At 28.1% G+C, this 20,754-nt stretch carries 19 protein-coding genes; 18 read left to right on the top strand and 1 reads right to left on the bottom strand.

The features are described from left to right. The 5 genes from HMPREF0078_RS04255 to HMPREF0078_RS04235 all read left to right on the top strand — a co-directional run bounded on the left by HMPREF0078_RS04255 (position 1) and on the right by HMPREF0078_RS04235 (position 4,942). Positions 1–621, top strand: a complete 621-nt coding sequence (locus tag HMPREF0078_RS04255) for a hypothetical protein (RefSeq protein WP_004838897.1) — start codon at positions 1–3, stop codon at positions 619–621. Further along, positions 605–2,350, top strand: coding sequence for a V-type ATP synthase subunit A (locus HMPREF0078_RS04250; protein ID WP_039920510.1), 1,746 nt, complete (start codon positions 605–607; stop codon positions 2,348–2,350). The genes HMPREF0078_RS04255 and HMPREF0078_RS04250 overlap by 17 nt, the downstream gene beginning before the upstream one ends. Continuing rightward, a complete protein-coding gene (locus tag HMPREF0078_RS04245) occupies positions 2,347–3,720 on the top strand; it encodes a V-type ATP synthase subunit B (protein ID WP_004838895.1) in 1,374 nt (457 codons plus the stop codon). The genes HMPREF0078_RS04250 and HMPREF0078_RS04245 overlap by 4 nt, the downstream gene beginning before the upstream one ends. After that, on the top strand, positions 3,713–4,336 hold the full coding sequence (locus tag HMPREF0078_RS04240) for a V-type ATP synthase subunit D (protein ID WP_004838894.1): 624 nt from the start codon (positions 3,713–3,715) through the stop codon (positions 4,334–4,336). Before HMPREF0078_RS04245 ends, HMPREF0078_RS04240 begins: the two co-directional genes overlap by 8 nt. Positions 4,337–4,405: 69 nt before the next feature. Further along, positions 4,406–4,942, top strand: coding sequence for a TIGR01440 family protein (locus HMPREF0078_RS04235; RefSeq protein WP_004838893.1), 537 nt, complete (start codon positions 4,406–4,408; stop codon positions 4,940–4,942). A gap of 46 nt (positions 4,943–4,988) precedes the next feature. On the opposite strand, the gene rodA is transcribed toward HMPREF0078_RS04235, so the two are convergent. Continuing rightward, the gene (rodA, locus tag HMPREF0078_RS04230) at positions 4,989–6,164 is read right to left on the bottom strand and encodes a rod shape-determining protein RodA (protein ID WP_004838892.1); all 1,176 of its coding nucleotides are present in this window, start codon (positions 6,162–6,164) and stop codon (positions 4,989–4,991) included. Positions 6,165–6,261: 97 nt separating this feature from the next. Between rodA and nth the strand changes: the two genes are divergently transcribed. The 13 genes from nth (at position 6,262) to HMPREF0078_RS04165 (ending at position 20,704) form a co-directional block, all read left to right on the top strand. Then, positions 6,262–6,909: an endonuclease III gene (nth, locus tag HMPREF0078_RS04225; protein ID WP_004838891.1), complete on the top strand. Its 648-nt coding sequence runs from the start codon at positions 6,262–6,264 to the stop codon at positions 6,907–6,909. After that, entirely contained in the window at positions 6,906–7,739 is an 834-nt protein-coding gene (locus tag HMPREF0078_RS04220) for a Cof-type HAD-IIB family hydrolase (RefSeq protein WP_004838890.1), read from the top strand. The genes nth and HMPREF0078_RS04220 overlap by 4 nt, the downstream gene beginning before the upstream one ends. Then, positions 7,732–8,202, top strand: a complete 471-nt coding sequence (locus HMPREF0078_RS04215) for a tRNA (cytidine(34)-2'-O)-methyltransferase (RefSeq protein WP_004838889.1) — start codon at positions 7,732–7,734, stop codon at positions 8,200–8,202. Before HMPREF0078_RS04220 ends, HMPREF0078_RS04215 begins: the two co-directional genes overlap by 8 nt. Next, positions 8,203–9,129, top strand: a complete 927-nt coding sequence (gene trxB, locus HMPREF0078_RS04210) for a thioredoxin-disulfide reductase (RefSeq protein WP_004838888.1) — start codon at positions 8,203–8,205, stop codon at positions 9,127–9,129. A gap of 77 nt (positions 9,130–9,206) precedes the next feature. Beyond that, positions 9,207–10,214 carry a type I glyceraldehyde-3-phosphate dehydrogenase gene (gap, locus tag HMPREF0078_RS04205; RefSeq protein ID WP_004838887.1) on the top strand — a complete coding sequence of 336 codons (1,008 nt, stop codon included), beginning with the start codon at positions 9,207–9,209 and terminating at the stop codon, positions 10,212–10,214. Between the two features lie 48 nt (positions 10,215–10,262). Beyond that, positions 10,263–11,459 carry a phosphoglycerate kinase gene (locus tag HMPREF0078_RS04200; RefSeq protein ID WP_004838886.1) on the top strand — a complete coding sequence of 399 codons (1,197 nt, stop codon included), beginning with the start codon at positions 10,263–10,265 and terminating at the stop codon, positions 11,457–11,459. Between the two features lie 9 nt (positions 11,460–11,468). Beyond that, positions 11,469–12,221, top strand: a complete 753-nt coding sequence (gene tpiA, locus HMPREF0078_RS09115) for a triose-phosphate isomerase (RefSeq protein ID WP_004838885.1) — start codon at positions 11,469–11,471, stop codon at positions 12,219–12,221. 18 nt (positions 12,222–12,239) lie between these two features. Then, entirely contained in the window at positions 12,240–13,535 is a 1,296-nt protein-coding gene (gene eno / locus HMPREF0078_RS09110; protein WP_004838884.1) for a phosphopyruvate hydratase, read from the top strand. 108 nt (positions 13,536–13,643) lie between these two features. Beyond that, the gene (gene secG, locus HMPREF0078_RS04185) at positions 13,644–13,871 is read left to right on the top strand and encodes a preprotein translocase subunit SecG (protein WP_004838883.1); all 228 of its coding nucleotides are present in this window, start codon (positions 13,644–13,646) and stop codon (positions 13,869–13,871) included. A 77-nt stretch (positions 13,872–13,948) separates the two neighbouring features. Further along, on the top strand, positions 13,949–16,069 hold the full coding sequence (gene rnr / locus HMPREF0078_RS04180; protein WP_004838882.1) for a ribonuclease R: 2,121 nt from the start codon (positions 13,949–13,951) through the stop codon (positions 16,067–16,069). Next, positions 16,053–16,496 (top strand): SsrA-binding protein SmpB, encoded by a 444-nt coding sequence (smpB, locus tag HMPREF0078_RS04175; RefSeq protein ID WP_004838881.1) that lies wholly within the window; start codon positions 16,053–16,055, stop codon positions 16,494–16,496. The genes rnr and smpB overlap by 17 nt, the downstream gene beginning before the upstream one ends. Before the next feature lie 4 nt (positions 16,497–16,500). Further along, entirely contained in the window at positions 16,501–17,202 is a 702-nt protein-coding gene (locus HMPREF0078_RS04170) for an ABC transporter ATP-binding protein (RefSeq protein WP_004838880.1), read from the top strand. 1 nt (position 17,203) lies between these two features. Beyond that, positions 17,204–20,704: an FtsX-like permease family protein gene (locus tag HMPREF0078_RS04165; RefSeq protein ID WP_004838879.1), complete on the top strand. Its 3,501-nt coding sequence runs from the start codon at positions 17,204–17,206 to the stop codon at positions 20,702–20,704. The last annotated feature ends 50 nt before the right edge of the window (positions 20,705–20,754 follow it).

The following is a 20,754-nucleotide window of genomic DNA, read 5'->3' as shown; positions in this document are numbered from 1 at the left end:
ATGCTAGATTTAAGTGCAAAAATTTCAAGCTTTAGGAAGATGGTTTGGTCAAATGAAAAAAGAAAAAGCGAAAAAGAATTATATGATTCAACAGACTTTTCTTCAAAAACTTTAAATGAAATTAAGGATGACTTAGATAAAAATTATAAACTTTATATAGAAAAAAGAAAAGAATTTGCCAATGCAAGAAAAAATGAAAAAATTGCAAATATTTCTCAAAATAAAAAAACTTCATATAACAAATTCAAAGAATCTTTGCTTGATGAATTAATTGAAGAAATTAAAGATGAGTTAAAAAATTATTCAAATACTAATGAATATAAGAAAAAACTTGCAATAAAGGCAAATGAAATATATAAGAATTTATCTGAAAATGATAAAGAATTGATATTGTGTGTAAAAAAATCTGACCAAGAATTATTTGATTTTAAAACAGAAGAAATGGATGATTCAAAAATAGGAGGCTTTATTATAAAAAATAAAGATTTTACTTATCAATATGATTATTCTTTAGAAAAAAAATTAGATAATTATAAATATGAAATAGGAAGCAAATTTTATAAAATAATTTCTGATGAATTTGAAAAAGAAATGGAGGATAAGAATGACTCCAACAATTAAATCTATAAATGGTCCTGTAATAAAGGCTAGAAATGCGTCAGATTTAAAAATAAGAGAGATGGTAACTGTAGGTAAACTTATTGGAGAAGTTGTTTCAATAGATGGGGATTATGCTATAATTCAAGTTTACGAAGATACATCAGGTTTGAAAATAAATGATGAAATAATAAAAACAAACAGACCCTTATCAGTAAGACTTGGACCTGGAATGATTGGAAATATGTTTGATGGAATTCAAAGACCGCTAGATAAAATTGCTTTAAAGCATGGCTCTTTTATTCCATCAGGACTTGGCCTTTCAAATCTTGATGAAAAGAAAAAATGGGATGTAAAAATCAAAGTAAAAGTTGGCGATAAAATAAAAAAAGGTCAAATATATGCAACTATTGATGAAAGTCCAATAATTGAACATAGGCTAATGTCAAATTTTGATGGAGAAGTCCTAGAAGTTTTAGATGATGGAAAATATTGTATTGAAGATACAATTGTAAAAGTTAAAACTAAAGAAAAAATTGAAGATTTAAAATTGTATCAATATTGGCCTGTAAGAGTTCAAAGACCGATTAAAAGAAATAAACCTTTAAGTGAACTTTTACTTACTGGTCAAAGAGTTTTGGATATATTTTTTCCTGTTGCAAAGGGAGGAACAGTTGCAATTCCTGGGGGTTTTGGAACAGGAAAGACTATGCTTCAACACCAATTGGCTCAATATTCTAATGCAGATATAATTATTTATATTGGTTGTGGAGAACGTGGTAACGAAATGACTCAAGTTCTCGAAGATTTTCCTAATCTTATTGATCCTAATACAGGCAGAGGATTAATGGAGCGAACAATTCTTATTGCAAATACTTCAAATATGCCAGTAGCTGCAAGAGAGGCAAGTATTTACACAGGAATAACTATGGCTGAATATTTTAGAGATATGGGTTATGATGTTGCTTTGATGGCAGATTCTACATCAAGATGGGCAGAGGCTTTAAGAGAAATTTCTGCAAGACTTGAAGAAATTCCAGCTGAAGAAGGATACCCAGCTTATCTTGGCTCACGACTTTCGCAATTTTATGAAAGAGCAGGCGATTTTATAAATTTAAATGGAAGTCATGGTTCTGTTACTCTTATTGGAGCAGTTTCTCCAACAGGCGGAGATTTTTCTGAGCCTGTAACAGAAAACACTAGAAGAAGTGTAAATGTATTTTTGGGGCTTGATAAAAATCTTGCTTATTCAAGACATTATCCTGCTATAAATTGGTTAAATTCATATTCAAATTACCTAAATCAAATGGCAAATTATTATGAAAATATTAGTGGGGAAGATATAGTTTCGCTAAGAAATAAAATGATGGAAATTTTAACTGAAGAAGACAAGTTACAATCAATAGTAATGCTAGTAGGAAAAGATTCCCTATCAGATAAACAAAAAAATCTTTTGGATGTAGCAAGTATGATTAAAATTGCTTTTCTTCAACAAAATGCCTTTAATGATACCGATAAATATGTTCCATTAAATAAGCAAATTCAAATGCTAAAAGTTATAGAAAATTATTTTAATATTTCAAAAAATTTAATCGAAGAGGGAATATCTTATAAAAATATTTACGATAAAACATTAATAGCCAAAATTAATTCAATGAAATATGATATTAAAAATGATGAAATTGAAAAATTTGCAACACTAAATAACAATATTCAATCATATTTTCAAAGTGTGAAAGAAGGTAATAAATGAAAAAGCAATATACAAAAATCAAAAAAATTGAGGCATCAATTATTGAACTTGATAAGGTAGAAGATATTGCTTACAATGCTGTGGTAAAAGTAAACACTTTGGGAGAAAATTTTATTGGTCAAGTTGTAAAAATTGATGATGATACAGTTACAGTAGAAGTTTTTGGAAATACACAAGATTTTTCTTTAAATGATATTGTTGTAGAATTTGAAGAAAAGCCTTTAGAAATTCCCTTAAACGAATCTATTTTAGGAAGAACTTTTAATGGGATTGCAAGACCTATTGATGATGGTGGAGAAATTTATTCTGATAAATTTTATTCTGTTGAAGGAAATCCACTAAATCCTGTTGCAAGAGAATATCCAAGAAACTTTATCCAAACAGGAATTTCATCAATTGATATATTGACAACTTTAATTCGTGGACAAAAACTTCCAATTTTTTCTGGATCAGGAATGCCACACAACGAAATTGCAGCCCAAATCGTAAGGCAAGCAAAATTAAAAACAGAAGAGGATTTTTGTTTTGTTTTTGCTGCAATGGGAATTAAAAAAGATGAAGCTATGTTTTTTGAAGATGCTTTTACCAAAGCAGGAGTTAAAGATAAGGTAGTAATGTATGAAAATTTGGCAGATGATCCAATTATGGAAAGATTAATTACACCAAAATGTGCCCTTACAGCTGCTGAATATTTGGCTTTTGAAAAAAATAAACACGTTTTGGTAATAATTACAGACATTACATCTTATGCAGAAGCTCTTCGTGAAGTTTCTTCAATTAGACAAGAAGTGCCTTCTCGTAAAGGCTATCCTGGATATTTATATTCAGATCTTGCAAGCTTATATGAAAGAGCGGGAATGATTGATGGAGTTAACGGTTCTGTAACTTTAATTCCAATTTTGACAATGCCAAACGATGATATTACTCATCCAATCCCAGATTTAACTGGATATATTACAGAAGGACAAATTGTAATTGATAGAAGCTTAGATCAAAAGGGAATTTATCCTCCAATAAATATTCTTCCTTCTCTATCAAGACTTATGAAAGATGGAATTGGAGAAGGCTTTACACGAAGTGATCATGATGATTTGATGAATCAGCTTTACGAATCTTATTCAAAAGTTCAAGAAATTAGAAATATTTCTCAAATAGTTGGAGAAGATGACTTATCAGAATTGGATAAAAAATATTTGGATTTTGGTAAAAATTTTGAAAATAGATTTTTAAGTCAAGATTCCTATGAAAATAGGAGCTTGGAAGATTCTTTGGATTTGGGATGGAATATTTTAAAAATTTTACCAATTGAAGAAATTCACAGGGTAAGCAAGGAAAATAAGGAAAAATATTTGGGAGCTAAATATGACTGAAACAAAATTTGCCCCAACTAAAGCAAATTTGATGAAGGCAAAAAATCAATTAAGCCTAATAAATGAAGGTTATGATATTCTTGATAAAAAAAGAAAAGCTTTGATAGGTCAATATAATGCAAAAATAAATCAAAGAAATGAATTAAATAAAATTGTTAATTCTTGCATTAAAGATGTTAAAAAAAATATAAAAAAAGCAATTGTGACAACTGGGGAAGATAGGTTAAAATCGATAGCCTTATCAGTTCCCCTAGATGAATCCATTACTTTGAAAGAAAAAAAGTTTATGCAAACAAAAATTTTTGAAATTGATTTTGATTCAAAAAAATTGGACTTATCGTATTCATTAAATTTGACAAATTCTTTATTTGATGAGGCTCTTTTGTCATTGAATGATTTAAAAGAGAAAGTATATAAACTTGCAGAGCTTGATACAACTATTAAAAATTTGGATACAGAAATAAAAAAGACATCGAAAAAAGTAAATTCATTAGAAAAAGTTCAAATTCCAAATTATGAGGCTATAATTAAATCAATTTCTAGCCAAATTGAAGAAAGAGAACGAGAAGAATTTTCTAAAACAAAAATGATTAAAGATAAAAAAATTAATAAGTAAAAGATAGGTGCTTATGTCATCTATCTTTTTTTATTGGGTATATTTCTAATAGAGTGATTAGGAGGGGTTATGGAAGATATAAAAAATGAAGTTAAAAAAGCTTGTTTGGAAATTCTTGAAAAATCTAAGGCAAAAGCAGGAGATGTTTTTATTCTTGGTGGATCATCTTCTGAAATTTTAGGATATAAAATAGGTTCGCATTCGAGCGGAGAAGTTGGAGAGGAAGTTATTAAAACTTTACTTGAAATTCTAAATGATAAAAATATTTATCTTGGTGTTGGTGGATGTGAACATATAAATAGGGCGATTGTTGTTGAAAGAGAGCTTGCTTTTAGGGATAGATATGAAATTGTATCTGTTGTTCCTCAAATTCACGCGGGAGGTTCTTTTGCAACTGCTGCTTATAAATATTTTAAAGATCCTGTTGTAATAGAACATATAAGTGGAGATTTTGGTATGGATATTGGAGATGCAAATATTGGAATGCATATAAAATTTGTTCAAGTTCCACTTAGGTTAGAAATTAAAAATATTGGAAACGCTCATTTGACTGCTTTAAAATCTAGACCTAAATTAATTGGAGGAATTAGGGCAAGATATGAATAAATTACAAGAAAAAATCCTTGCAAATTAATTTTTGCAAGGATTTTTTTTATTTATTCTCAGATAAATTTATATTTTTATTAGGTGTATTTTTAAATTTTATAGTTTCGTAATAACTTGTGTCTTCAATATCATAAGATGATTTTTGCATTGATGCTGATAGGGCAAGTCCTATATTTATAAAACATATTAGTAAGAATGTTCCTCCTGATGAAAAAAATGGAAGTGGAATTCCTGTTACAGGCATAAGTCCTATAGTCATTGCCACATTTTCAAAAATATGGACAAAAAACATTGCACAGATACCAGAAACCATTAAAGAAATAAAGGAGTTTTTTGAATTTTTGCTTATTGTTAAAAGTCTATAAATCATTATTACAAAGGCAATTAACATTAGTATAGCTCCAATAAATCCTAATTCTTCTGCAAGAACTGAGAATATAAAATCACTTTCTTTTTCTGGGATATAACCATATTGTGCTTGAGTTCCTTGCATAAATCCTCTACCAGATAACATTCCTGAAGCAATAGCTATTAAACCTTGTTGTTGTTGCCATCCACTTCCTGATGTATCTCTTGATGGGTCTAAAAAATCGTGAATTCTATCAGCCTTGTAGCCTTCTAGATTTAATAATAAAAACAAAGCTCCCAAAACTGCGACAGCTAAAAGTCCAACAATCCATTTCCAAGAAAGTCCAGCCAAAAAAAGCATTACAGCTATAAAGAAAATATAAACCATAGCTGTACCAAAATCTGGTTGTAACAAAATAAAAAGTATTGGCAAAAATGCAAAAATTAAAGTTTTTATAAGTCTTGATGGATTGTTAATTTCGTCCTTATATTTTTCTAAATATGCTGCTAAGGCAAAAATAATTCCTATTTTTGTAATTTCTGACGGTTGGATTTGAACAGGTCCAATAATTAGCCAAGAATTTGAACCCCATCTTTCAGCACCTTGTCCTAAAAAAATAGTTAAAATCAAAAGCAATAGAGAAACTCCATAAACTGGGTAAGCTGCTTTTTTTAAAACATCTAGATCCATTGTGCAAATAAGTATTATAAAAGAAAATCCTAAAATACTTGCAATAATTTGGCTTTTAATTTCTGAAAAATTTCCAGAAAAAGCAGAATAAAGGACAAATAGTCCATATATACTCAAAAAAGTTGTGCTCAAAAACAAAAGCCAATCAAATTTTTTGAATTCTTTTTTCTTTATATTAAACATTTAATCACTCCAATTCAAAAATAATTATATAATAGACAGAAAATTTCTTCAATTAATATTTTTATATTTAAGGGTATAATGATAAAACGATAAAGAGGTGATAATTATTTTAAACAAAAGTGAAATTAATGAAGTTGTTGATAGATTAGATCAAATGTATCCAAATTTAGATAAAAGTTTTTTAGATTTTACAACGCCATTTGAGCTTTTAATTGCAACAATTTTATCTGCCCAATGCACAGATGTTAGGGTAAACAAAGTTACAAGCAATATGTTTAAATTCGCAAATACTCCAGAAGATTTTTCTAATATGGATATAAAAGAAATTGAATCTTATATAAAAACTTGTGGTTTATATAAAAATAAGGCAAAAAATATAAAAAATGCCTCAATAATGCTTATTAGAGAATTTGATGGAATAGTTCCAGATAATATGAAAGATTTAACAAAACTTCCAGGTGTCGGAAGAAAAACTGCCAATGTTGTAATGAGCAATGCTTTTGGCATTGATGCAATAGCAGTAGATACTCATGTTCAAAGAGTTTCAAATAGAATTGGACTTGCAGCTAGCAAAGATGTTTTGAATACAGAAAAAGATTTAAGAAAAAATTTGCCAAAAGAAAAATGGTCAAAACTTCATCATCAAATAATTGCTCATGGAAGAAAAATTTGTAAGGCAAGAAATCCCTTATGTGAAGAATGTGATTTAAAAGATTTATGCGAAGATTATAAGGAGAGAAGATGATAAAATTATTTGCAATGGACTTGGATGGAACAAGTCTTGACAATAATTCGATTTTAAGAAAAGAAACAATAGATGCCCTAAAAAAATTAGATGAAAATGGAATTAAATTTGTATTTACATCAGGCAGAGCTATGCCTTCAGTTAGATATTTAATGTCTTTGACAGGTATTGACAATCCATTTGTTACAAACAATGGAGCACTTGCTATGATAAATAAAGAAAAACCAATATACACAAAAGGAATTGATGATAAAAAAATCAAAGAGCTTATAAATTTTAGCGAAAACAATGAGCTTTCCTATCAATTTTATGACGTAGATACATACTATTCAAATAGAATTAGACCAGAAAGATTTAATCATTTGAAAAAAGATAGTCAGTACGGAATGAATTATCAAGTGAATTTTTCATTTTCAACAAATCCATTAAAAGAATTAAATAATAGAAAAAATACCGCCTTAAAATTTCAAATTTTTCCAGATGTAGAAAAAAAAGAAGAAAAGATTATTGTCTTAGAAAAAGTTAAAGAGTTAGACCTTTATGCTACAAGCTCAAATGATAAAGTAATTGAGATTATGGAAAAAGATGTAAACAAGTTTAATGGAATAAGTGAGATAGGAAGTTTTCTGGGTATAAATAAAAATGAGATTGCAGCAATTGGCGATCAAGATAATGACATTCCCATGTTAGAAAATTCAATCCTATCATTTGCTATGGGAAATTCTATTGATAAGGTAAAGGAAGTTTGCGACTATACTGTTTCAACAAATGAAAATTTTGGTTTAGTTGAAGCAATAAATATAGTATTGGAGAAAAATTCCCATGTTTAATATAGTTTTAATTTCACCAGAACATCCTGGAAATGTAGGAAATATTTCAAGAACTTGTGTATTAACCGAATCAAGACTCCATTTAATAAGACCATTTAAATTTGATTTTTCAGATAAAAGTTTAAAAAAAGCAGGAATTGATTATTGGGATAAACTTGATTTAGTAGTTCACGACTCAATGGAAGAATTTTTGGAATATATAAATGGAAAAAATATTTATCTTATTGAAACTGGTAGTGATAAAAATTATGCAGATATTTCTTACAAAGATGGAGATTATTTGATTTTTGGCAGGGAAAAAGAAGGAATTGATAAAAAAATAATAGAAAAATTTAAAGATAGGGTTTATACAATTCCAATGACAAAAAATATGGATAGGTCACTTAATTTAGCCAATTCAGTTGCAATAGTTTTATATGAAGGTCTTAGGCAAAATAATTTTTTAATTAATAGAGGTGATTAAATGTTTGATGTAATTATTATAGGAGCAGGCCCTGCGGGACTTACAGCAGGTCTTTATGCAGGTAGAGCAAAATTAAAAACATTAATTTTAGAAAAAGATATTGCAGGTGGACAAATTGCTACAACAGAACATGTAGAAAATTATCCAGGATCAATGAAAGATGCTGGTGGACTTGCCTTATCTGATAGAATGGAAGAACAAGCAAAACAATTTTGCGATATAAAATATCAAGAAGTAACAAAAGTTGAACTTTTGGGCGATGTTAAAAAAGTTTATACAAAAGATGAATTTTATGAAACAAAAGTTGTAATCCTTTCAACAGGAGCAAGTCATAGAAAATTAAATGTAAAAGGCGAAAAAGAATTCGCAAATCTTGGAGTTTCATATTGTTCAACTTGTGATGGTCCATTTTATCAAGGGCTTGATATTTATGTAGTAGGCGGTGGAGAAGCAGCCCTTGAAGAAGCCTTATATCTTACAAAATTTGGAAAAAGTGTAACAATAATTCACAGAAGAGAAGGACTTAGAGCGAGTCAAACTGTTATTGATAGATGCAAAGATAATGAAAAAATTTCTTTCTTATTAAATTACACAGTTGAAGAAATAAAAGGAGATAGCGAAGTAAAAGAATTAGTTTTGAAAAATACACAAACTAATGAATTAAAAACAATAAAAAATGACGACGATAGTCCAATTGGAGTTTTTGTATATATAGGAAATGTTCCACAAACAGATTTGTTTAAAGACCAAGTTGAATTAGAAAATGGATACATCCCAACAGATGAGGATATGAAAACAAATGTTAAAGGAGTATTTGCAGTTGGAGATACTAGAGTCAAAAAAATTAGGCAAATGGTAACAGCTGCAAGTGATGGATGTATTGCTAGCGAAATGGCAAACAAGTATATTGAAAATGGTAATTGGTAGAACTAACTTGACAAAAAAACGTCAATTAGTAAAATAATTATTGTAAAACACATTGAAAAAGCACTTAGGAGGAAATAATGACAACAAAAGTAGCTATTAATGGATTTGGAAGAATAGGACGTCTTACACTAAGAAGAATTTCTGAAGTAGAAGAAAATATTGAAGTAGTAGCAATCAATGACCTTATTGATAAAAAAGGTTTATTATATGCATTTAAATATGATACTGCTCAAGGAAGATTTAACGGAGATGCTGAACTAACAGATGATGGATTTAAAATTAATGGCAAAGACATCAAAGTTTTTGCTGAAAGAAATCCAGAAGATTTACCTTGGAAAGAATTAGGTGTAGATATAGTGCTTGAATGTACAGGATTCTTTACAGAAAAAGAAAAAGCAGAAGCACACATCAAAGCTGGAGCTAAAAAAGTTCTTATTTCTGCACCAGGAAAAGGAGATTTAAAAACAATAGTATTTGGAGTAAATCATGAAATACTTGATGGATCTGAAACTGTAGTTTCTGGAGCAAGTTGTACAACAAACTGCTTAGCACCAATGGTTAACGTTCTAAAAAATGAATTTGGATTTGTTTCAGGACAAATGTCAACAATCCATGCTTATACAGCTACACAAGCTATTCAAGATACACCAGCTTCTAAAAAAGATTTAAGAGGTGGTAGAGCTGCAGCACAAAATACAATTCCTGCATCAACAGGAGCTGCAAAAGCTGTAGGAAAAGTACTTCCAGAAGTAGAAGGAAAAATTGACGGTTCTGCATTGAGAGTTCCAACAATTACAGGATCTATTACAGAACTATACTCAGTATTAGAAAAGAAAGTTACTGTAGAAGAAGTTAATGCAGCAATGAAAAAATACTCATCAGATGCATTTGCTTATACAGAAGATGATATTGTATCAAGCGATATAATAGGTTATCCAGCAGGTTCAATATTTGATTCTCAACTTACAAAAATAGTTGAAGGAACAGATGGAACTCAAGTTGTTAAAACTGTTGCATGGTATGACAATGAAATGGGATACGTATCTAACCTAGTTAGAACACTTGATTACTTAGCAAATCTTTAAGAGTTAGACAGGCGAGATATTATTCTCGCCTTTTTTTAGAGGAGAATTATGAATAAAAAAACTGTAAAAGACTTAAATGTTGAAGGCAAAAAAGTTTTAGTAAGAGTAGACTTTAACGTTCCTTTATCAAAAGACGGAAATCATACAATTTCTGATGATACAAGAATAAAAGCTGCCCTTCCAACAATTGACTACCTATTAGAAAATAATGCAAAAGTTATTTTGATGAGCCATTTGGGAAGGCCAAAAGGAGAAGCAAATCCAGAATTTTCATTAAAACCAGTAGCAAGTTGGTTAGAAAATCACTATGGAGAAAAATTCCACTTTTTACCATCAGATGTAGTAGTTGATGAAAAAGTAAAAGAAGAAGTAGAAAAGCTTGAAAATGGAAATCTTGCTTTACTTGAAAATACAAGATATGTAAAAGGCGAAACAAAAAATGACCCAGAATTTGCAAAAGAATTATCATCACTTGCTGATTTGTTTGTAAATGATGCTTTTGGAACAAGCCATAGAGCTCACGCTTCTAACGTTGGAGTTGCAAATAATCTTGAAAGTGCTGTAGGATTTTTAATTCAAAAAGAAATAGAAATAATGGGCAAGGCTTTGGAAAATCCAGAAAGACCATTTGTTTCAATCCTAGGTGGAGCAAAAGTTTCAGATAAGATTGGCGTAATTGAAAATTTAATTTCAAAAGTTGATTATATTTTAATCGGCGGAGGAATGGCTTATACTTTCTTAAAAGCGCAAGGAAAAGAAATAGGAAAATCACTTCTTGAAGAAGACAAGATGGATTTGTCTTTAGAATTAATTAAAAAAGCTGAAGCTAATAATGTAAAAATACTTTTACCAAAAGATGTAGTTATTGCTGATGAAATAAAAGAAGATGCTGAAACTGAAATAGTTGATATTGATAATATTCCAACAGATAAAGAAGCTTTAGATATTGGACCAAAAACTGCAAAAGAATATGCTGATATTATAAAGAAAGCAAAAACAGTTGTATGGAATGGACCTATGGGAGTATTTGAAGTAAAAGTATTTGCTAATGGAACTAATGAAGTTGCAAAAGCCTTGGCAGATTCTTCTGCAACAACTATAGTTGGTGGTGGAGATAGTGCCCTTGCTATAGAAGAAGCAGGATATAAAGATAAAATTACTCACGTATCAACAGGTGGTGGAGCAAGTCTTGAATTTTTAGAAGGAAAAACTCTACCAGGAATTGATTGTATAGATGAAAAATAAGGAGTAGATATGCGTACACCTGTAATAGTAGGAAATTGGAAAATGAATATGACTCCTAGCGAAGCTAAATCTTTGCTAGAAGAATTAGTAGAACTTGACCTTGATGAAAGCGTAGAAAAAGGTATTTGTGTACCAGCAATAGACCTTTTGCTTGCAAGTGAGATTTTAAAAGATTCAGATATTAAATTTGGCGCTCAAAATATGTACTTTGAAGAAAGTGGAGCTTATACTGGAGAAATTTCTCCAAAAATGTTAAATGACATAAAAGCTGACTACGTAATTTTGGGACACTCTGAAAGACGTGAATATTTTAATGAAGATGATGAACTAATCAACAAAAAAGTCCTTTCAGCACTTGATCATGATATAGTTCCAATTCTTTGTGTTGGCGAAACTTTAGAAGAAAGAGAAGCTAACAAACAAGAAGAAAAAGTTAAAGAACAACTTGAAAAAGATCTTAAGGGAATTGAAGGTAAAGATATAACAAAAGTTATTATTGCTTACGAACCAATCTGGGCTATAGGAACTGGCAAGACTGCATCTGCAGAAGATGCTGATGACATGTGTGCTTTTATTAGAAATTATATAAAAGAAGCATTCTGTGAAGATTGTGCTGGAAAAATTAGAATTCAATATGGTGGCTCAATGAAACCTGATAATGTTAAAGAATTATTAGCAAAAGAAAATATTGATGGTGGACTAATAGGTGGAGCAAGCCTTAAAGCAAATGACTTTGAACAATTAATAAATCACAAAAAATAAAAATATAAGGAGAATAAGATGAGCTTAATTTCAAGCGTATATGCTAGACAAATTTTAGATTCAAGAGGAAATCCAACAGTAGAAGTTGAAGTAGTAACAGAAGAAGGTGGCTTCGGTAGAGCAAGTGTACCATCAGGCGCATCAACAGGTGAATGGGAAGCAGTTGAACTTAGAGATGGCGACAAAGATTATTATTTAGGAAAATCTGTTCTTAAAGCTGTTAATAACGTAAATGAAATCATAGCTGAAGAATTAGAATTTACTTATGATGTTTCTGATCAAATTGGAATAGATAAAGCAATGATTGAACTTGATGGAACAGAAAATAAAGGAAAATTAGGAGCTAATGCTATTCTTGGAGTTTCTCTTGCAGTAGCAAAAGCTGCAGCAGATGAACAAGGTGTTTCTCTATATAATTATATTGGAGGAGCTAATGCAAAACTTCTTCCTACACCAATGATGAATATTTTAAATGGTGGAGAACACGCTGATAACTCTGTAGATATTCAAGAATTTATGATTTTCCCACTAGGAGCTGAAAGCTTTTCACATGCTTTACAAATGGGCGCAGAAGTATTCCACAGCCTTAAAAAAGTTCTTTCAAACAAAGGCTACAATACAGCAGTAGGTGATGAAGGTGGATTTGCTCCAAACTTAAAATCAAATGAAGAAGCTCTAGAAATTATATGTGAAGCTATAAAAGAAGCAGGCTATGAACCAGGAAAAGATGTTTATATAGCTATGGACTGTGCATCAAGTGAGTTTTACAACAAAGAAGATGGTAAATATCATTTAGATGGAGAAGGCACAGTTAAAACAGAAGATGAAATGATTGATTGGTTAGAAGAATTAGTAGGAAAATATCCAATTATTTCAATCGAAGATGGACTTGATGAAAATGACTGGGAAGGATGGGCAAAACTTACAAAAAGACTTGGAAATAAAGTTCAATTAGTAGGAGATGACCTATTCGTAACAAATACTAAAAAACTTGAAAAAGGAATTAAAGAAGGCGTTGCTAACTCTATCCTTATCAAAGTAAACCAAATAGGTTCTTTAACTGAAACATTAAATGCTATTGAAATGGCAAAAGAAGCAGGATATACTGCAGTTGTTTCTCACAGATCAGGAGAAACTGAAGATACAACAATTTCTGACTTAGTTGTAGCTGTTAATGCTGGACAAATTAAAACTGGAGCTCCATCAAGAACTGATAGAGTTGCAAAATATAATCAACTTTTAAGAATTGAAGATGAATTATTTGATACAGCACAATTTAAAGGACTTAAAGCATTCTATAATATTAATAAATAATATTATTATTTAATAAATAGAGGGGTAAAATAATAGAAAGCCCCTCTTTTTATTGTAAAATTTATATAATTGTGATATTATAAAATAGTATGAAAACGGAGGTGTCAGATGACAACAGTATTATCAGTATTATTGATGATAGCTTCTGTAATTTTGGTTATAGCAGTAACCTTACAAGAACCAAAAACTGATGGGCTTGGAACCTTAGCTGGTCAAGAAACAAACGTATTTGGTAGAAGCGCTCATAAATCAAAAAACGAAATGTTAGATAAGGTTGTAATTTTTGCAGGTGTTGTCTTATTTTTATTAAGTACAATACTTCTTGCAATAAACTAAGGGGTTTAGTAAAGATTTTTAATTTGTAAGGCAAGTTAAGAAGGCTTTCACTAGCCTCTTTTTTAATAGGAGAAAATATGAATTTTAAAGATTTAATTATAAATATAGTAAACGATAAAAATTACAAGCCAATGACTATTGATGAGATGTTAAGATATTTGGATTGTGATAAGTATATAAAAAAAGATGTAAAAAAAATTATTAAAAAACTTGCTAAAGAAAATGAAATCAAAATAAGCTCAAAAAATAAAATTCATCCATTAAGTAATGATGATAAATCACTTATGGGAGAAATTTCACTAGCTCAAGGTGGATATGGATTTTTTATTTCTGATAATAATGAATATATGGATGTTTTTATTTCTCAAAATAATTTAAATTCAGCAAATGACAAAGATAGGGTTAAAATTGAAATTATAAAAGAAAAAGAATATGGGAAAAATGCTGAAGGAAAAGTAGTAGAAATCCTTCAAAGAAATACAAGTCAAATTGTTGGACTTTATAAAAAAAATAAGGGCTTTGGATTCGTAATAAGCGATAAGGATAACCTATCTTCTGATATTTATATTGATGAAAAATTTTCAAAAAAAGCAAAAAATAACGATAAAGTTGTCTGTGAAATTATAAAATATCCAAAAAATGGCTCTCCAGAAGGAAGAATTGTAGAAGTTTTAGGCAATAAAAATGATTTTAATGTTGATGTTTTATCAATAATAAGATCCTATGGACTAAAAGATAATTTTTCTAAAAAAACAAAAAAAGAAGCTATTTTTATTGAAAAAGAAGTAGATATTTCAAAACAAAATGATAGAAAAGATTTGAGAGATTTATTTACAGTTACAATTGATGGTAGGGATTCTAAAGATTTTGATGATGCAATATCTATAGAAAAAGATGAAGAAGATTTTATTTTATATGTTCATATTGCAGATGTAAGCCATTATGTAAAAGAAAATAGTGAAATTGATAAAGAAGCTTATCAAAGAGGAAATTCAACTTATTTATACAATATAGTTTTGCCTATGCTACCAGAGGAATTATCTAATGGAATATGTTCTTTAAATCCAAATGAAAATAGACTTGCTTTAAGTTTAAAAATGAGAATTAATAAATTAGGTAAAGTTGTTGATTATAAAATATATAAGTCTATAATCAAATCTAACTATAGGTTAGTCTACGATGATGTAAATGATTATTTGGATAATAAAGAAAAAGTTTATGATGATGAAATTTTGATAGAAAAATTAGAATTATTTGACAACTTATACAAAATTTTAAAAAATAAAAGAGAAAAAAGAGGAGCTATAGATTTTAATTTTACGGAAAGCCAAATTGATGTAAATGAAAAAGGAGATGTTTTAAATATTTCTATTTTTGAAAGAGGTTCTGCAAATAAAATGATAGAGGAATTTATGTTAGTTTCAAATGAAACTATAGCTAGTTTATTTGCTTACATGGATTTTCCATCATTATATAGAATTCATGAAAAGCCAAAAGATGAAAAGGTAGAATCTTTCAAAAATATTTTAAACACCCTAGGCTATAATATTAAGGGAAAAGAACTTCATCCAAAAGATTTCCAAGAAATTTTAAAAGAAGTTTCAGGAAAAGATGATGAAAGTCTTGTAAATATGTTAATGCTTAGGACAATGAGAAAAGCAAAATATGCAAATTATAGGGATATTCATTTTGGTTTAGCAACAAAATATTATACACATTTTACAGCTCCTATAAGAAGGTATCCTGATTTAATAGTTCATAGGCTTGTAAAAGATTTTGTTGATAATAAATTTGAAAATATAAGCCAATCATCATTAGAAAAACAATTAGCAAAAAATTCAGAACACTTATCAATTACAGAAAGAAATAGTGAAGAATGTGAAAGAGATGTAGAAGATTTATATAAGTGTAAATATATGAAAAAATATATTGGAGAGAAATTTCAAGGAATTATTTCAACAATTACAGATTTTGGGATTTTTATTGAACTTGAAAATACGGTTGAAGGATGTTTTATGTATAAATTTTCTGACGATCATTTTGAATATATTGAACAAAAGCTATCTTGTGTAAATAGAGATAATAATAAAAGATATAAAATTGGACAAAAAGTTTTGATTGAAGTTAAAAATGTAGATCTTGAAAAAAGAAATATAGATTTCGATTTGTTGGAGGAAGAATTTGAAAATTTTAGCTAATAATAAAAAAGCAAAACATGATTATTTTTTGGAAGAAAAATATGAGGCTGGAATTGAATTAAAGGGAAATGAAGTAAAAAGTATAAGAGAAGGAAAAGTTTCGATAAAGGAATCTCACGTTGGGGATTATAAGGGGGAATTATTTATTTATAATATGAATGTTACTCCTTATGAACAATCCTACGAAAAAAATATTGACCCAATTAGGACTAGAAAGCTTTTGCTTCATAAAAAAGAAATTGATAAATTAATTGGAAAAGTTTCTCAAGCAGGTTATACTATGATTGTAAATAAAATTTACCTAAAAGAGGGATTAATAAAAGCGGAAATTGCTCTTGCAAAGGGTAAAAAAATCTATGATAAAAGAGAAACTATAAAGAAAAATGATGCTAAAAGAAAAATAGAAAGAGCACTCAAAAATTATTAATGATATGGCATATATAGAATTAAAAAATGTATATAAATATTTTGAAGTCGGCAGAAATAAGATTGTTGCAAATGACAATATTAATTTAAGTATAGATGAAGGCGAGCTTGTAATTATTGTTGGAGCAAGTGGAGCAGGAAAGACTACACTTTTAAATTTAATTGGTGGAATGGATACTTTAAGTGATGGAGAAATAATTGTTGATAATAAAAATTTATCACAAATGGATGAAAAAGAACTAACTAAATATAGGAGAGATGACGTAGGTTTTGTTTTTCAATTTTATAATTTAATACCAAATCTTACAAGTATTGAAAATGTTGAGCTTGCTAGTGAAATTGCAAAAGATAATATGGATGCTGAAAAAGCCTTAGATGAGGTAGGACTTTCTCACAGAAAGAATTCTTTTCCATCACAACTTTCAGGTGGAGAACAACAAAGAGTTGCAATTGCAAGAGCAATTGCCAAAAACCCAAAACTTTTATTGTGCGATGAGCCAACAGGAGCTTTGGATTATAAAACTGGAAAATCTATTTTGAAATTATTGCAAGATACTGCAAAAAATTTAAATACTACTGTAATTATTATTACTCACAATGGTGCAATAAAAGATATAGCAGATAAGGTTTTTGAGCTAAAAGATGGTACAATTGTAAATTCTTATGTCAATGAAAATCCAGAAAATGTTGAAAATATAGAGTGGTAAAATGAAAAAAAATAATTATTATAGGTCAATTTTTAGGGATATAAAACAAACCAAAGGCAAGATTTTTTCGATTTTTGTTATGATAATGCTTGCTTCTATGGTTGTTGTTGCCCTTTTTATGACAGGACCTTCAATGCGAAAAACTCTAAATAAGACTTTAAATAAAAATAAACATCCAGATATAATTATTAAAGCAACTTATGGAATTAAAAACGAAGATAAGTTAATTATCGAAAAGGATGAGGATATTGATAAGCTTGCTTATAAAAAAAATTTGGATTTATATGCTAAAGATAAGCTTATTTCTGTAAAATCTTATGATAAAGATATTGAAAAATTAAATATAATAAAGGGAAGAAAAATCAAAAATGATGAAGAAATAATTTTAGATGAATTATTGAAAAAAAATTATAAACTAGGCGATTACATATATTTTAAGTCAATAGATGATGAAAAATTAGATGATTTACTAAAATATAAAAAGTATAAGGTTGTAGGTTTTGCAAATTCTTCTGAATATTTGATGGATGAAGTAAGGGATGTTTCTTATAAGGGAAAAGAAATGGTTTTTGCTTTTTCCTATATAAACAAAGATAATTTTAAAACAGATGAGATTAGTGAAGTTGATATTAGCTATAAAAAAACAAAAAATATGGATAGATTTTCTGATGAATATAAATCTTTCGTAAAAGAAAAAAGAGAAAGTCTAAAAAAGGATTTTAAAAACAGACCTAGTCAAGTTTTAAAAAGAGTAAAAGCTTATGCTAATAAAAAACTTAATGAAAAAGAAAATGAGCTATCTTCTAGTGAGAAAAAATTACAAGAACAAAAAGATAAACTTATAGATGCAAACGAAAAGTTGTTAGATGGTATAAATTCATATAACAAGGCAGAAGATGAATTTAAGCTTAAAATTAACTATGCCTATGAAAAGTTAGGTGCATCAAAAAAACAAATTGACCAAGGATTTTCTAAATTAAATAGTGGTAAAAAAAGCTACAATAAAAATTTTCTTTCTTTTAATGAACAAATGAAAAAAAATGAAGAAAAATTAAACGATTCAAAAGAGAAAATAGATAAGGCTTATGAAGAAATTGATAAAAATTATAAAAAGATAAATTCAAGTAAGTCTTTAATCGAAAATTCTTTTTTAGAAAAAAGGGCTATGCTTAAAAATTTGGAAGATAAAAAAAATGAGGAAAATACAAATCTAACAAAATATAAATCTGAATTAAATGAAATAAATTCAAAAATAGAAAATTTAAAGAAAAAATTAGAAGTATTATCAAACTTGAGTGATAATGAAGAAAATAAAAAAGAAATTGAAAATATAAAAAAAGAATTGCTTTCTTTAAATGGAAAAAAAGAAGATTTAATTATTAAAATTTCTCAAAGTGAAATTATATTAGATAAGTTAAATAAAGAATATTTATCAAATAAAAATAAATTTGATGAAGCTTACCAAAAGGCTATGGATCCAATAAATGAAAATTTGAAAAAATTAGATAAAGCAAAAAGGGATTTGGATGAAAAAAACTATTTATATAAGCTGTCAAAAGAGAAATTTGAAAATGAAAAAATCAATGCATCAAATAAATTAAAACAAGGCAAGATAGAACTTGATAATAATGAAAAAAAATTAAAGTCTGCTTTGATTTCTTATAAGAATGGAAAAAGAAAATTAGATGATGAGAAAAAAAATGGAGAAGAAAAGTTAAAGTTTGCTTTTAATGAACTTTTAGAAAAAGAAAGTGAGCTTGATAAGGCAAATAAAAAATTTGATGATGAAGAAAAAAAGGCTAAAAATAAAATCAAAAAGGGATATGAAAAAATTGATGAGGCTCGAGAAAATTTGGTAAATTTAATTGATCCTACTTATGAATTTGAAAGCATATTTTTAAATAAATCTATTGATAGCTATTACAAAAATAGTTTAAATATGGACGAATTATCAAAAGTTTTTCCAACATTTTTTTATTTCATTGCCCTACTTGTTTCTCTTACAACAATAAAAAGATATATTGAAGAGCAAAGAATACAAAATGGAACTTTGAAAGCTTTGGGTTATTCTAATTTTGATATTGGTCGAAAATTTTTTATTTACGGATTAATTCCTACGATTTTTGGTTCTTTAATCGGTTCATTAATTGGAAAATATATAGTTTGTAAAGTTATTTTTAAGGCATATTCAACTGGATTTAGAGTTTTAGATTTGGAATTTATAAATTCGTTTTGGATAATTTTATTTACTATATTTTTATCTACTTTTTTAATTTCACTAACTGTTTATTTTACAAGCATAAGTGAAGTAAAAGAGCAAACAGCAGATTTATTAAGAGCTAAAGCACCAAAAAATGGATCTAGGATATTTCTTGAAAAAATTAAATTTATTTGGAATAGCCTATCTTTTATGACAAAAATTACATTTAGGAATTTATTTAGGTATAAATCTAGAATGTTTATGACAATTTTTGGAGTGGGTGGTTGTACTGCACTTTTATTTTTTGGTTTTGCTATGATTGATTCTGTTAAAGATACATCTAAATTGCAAAAACAAGAAATTACAAAATATGATTTTATTTCAATTTTTGATAAAAATTCCAAAGAAGAAGATAAAAAATCTTACGAAAGTATTTTAAAAAATACAGAATCTATGAAAATTCTCTATGAGAATGTAGATGTAAGTTTGAAAGATAAAAATAAAAAAGTTAATTTAATCGTTTTTGATGATAAAGAAAAAATAGATGATTTTATAAAAATTAGGGATAAAAATAAGAAAAAAATTTCACTTGATAATAATAAAGTTGTAATTAGTAAAAATTTATCAAATAATTTAAAATCAAACAAAAAATTAAAATTTGAATTAGATGATAAAATAGTAGAAATGGACATTAAAGATATTGCCGAAAATTATATTGATGATTATATTTATATGACAAAAGATGCATATAAAAATAAATTTGGCAAAGATTTTATTGCAAATGCTGATCTTATTAAAGCAGGCGGTCAAATCAAAAATAAAATATTGGAAAATAAAATAAGTCAAACTATTATAGAGCCAAGTAAATTTTACGAAACGATGGACACTTTAATGGCAAATTTAAATCTAGTAATTGGAATTATTACTGTGGTTTCTATGCTACTTGCCGTTGTAGTTTTGTATAATTTGACTAATATTAATGTGAGCGAGAGAAAAAAAGAACTTGCTACTACAAAAGTTTTGGGATTTTATCCTAGAGAAACAACTTCCTATATTTATAGAGAAACATATATTTTGACATTTTTTGGCATTATTCTTGGATATATTTTGGGATATATTATGCTAAGATATGTTTTAATTGTAGCAGCACCAGATGGAATTTTTATTTCTTACAAAACTCATTTATCATCATATATATTTTCTGCCTTTATAACATTATTTACATCATTTTTGATAATGTTGATTGTTCATTTTAAATTAAAAAAAATAAATATGGCAGAAGCAATGAAAGCAGGCGAATAAAAAGCATTCGAGCCTGCTTTTTTTATATGTTATAATAATAAAGGTGATAA

The sequence above is a fragment of the Anaerococcus vaginalis ATCC 51170 genome (assembly GCF_000163295.1).
Classification (GTDB): Bacteria; Bacillota; Clostridia; order Tissierellales; family Peptoniphilaceae; genus Anaerococcus; species Anaerococcus vaginalis.
Note: the sequence above shows the minus strand (reverse complement) of the source record. Positions and strands in the feature narration are given on the sequence as shown.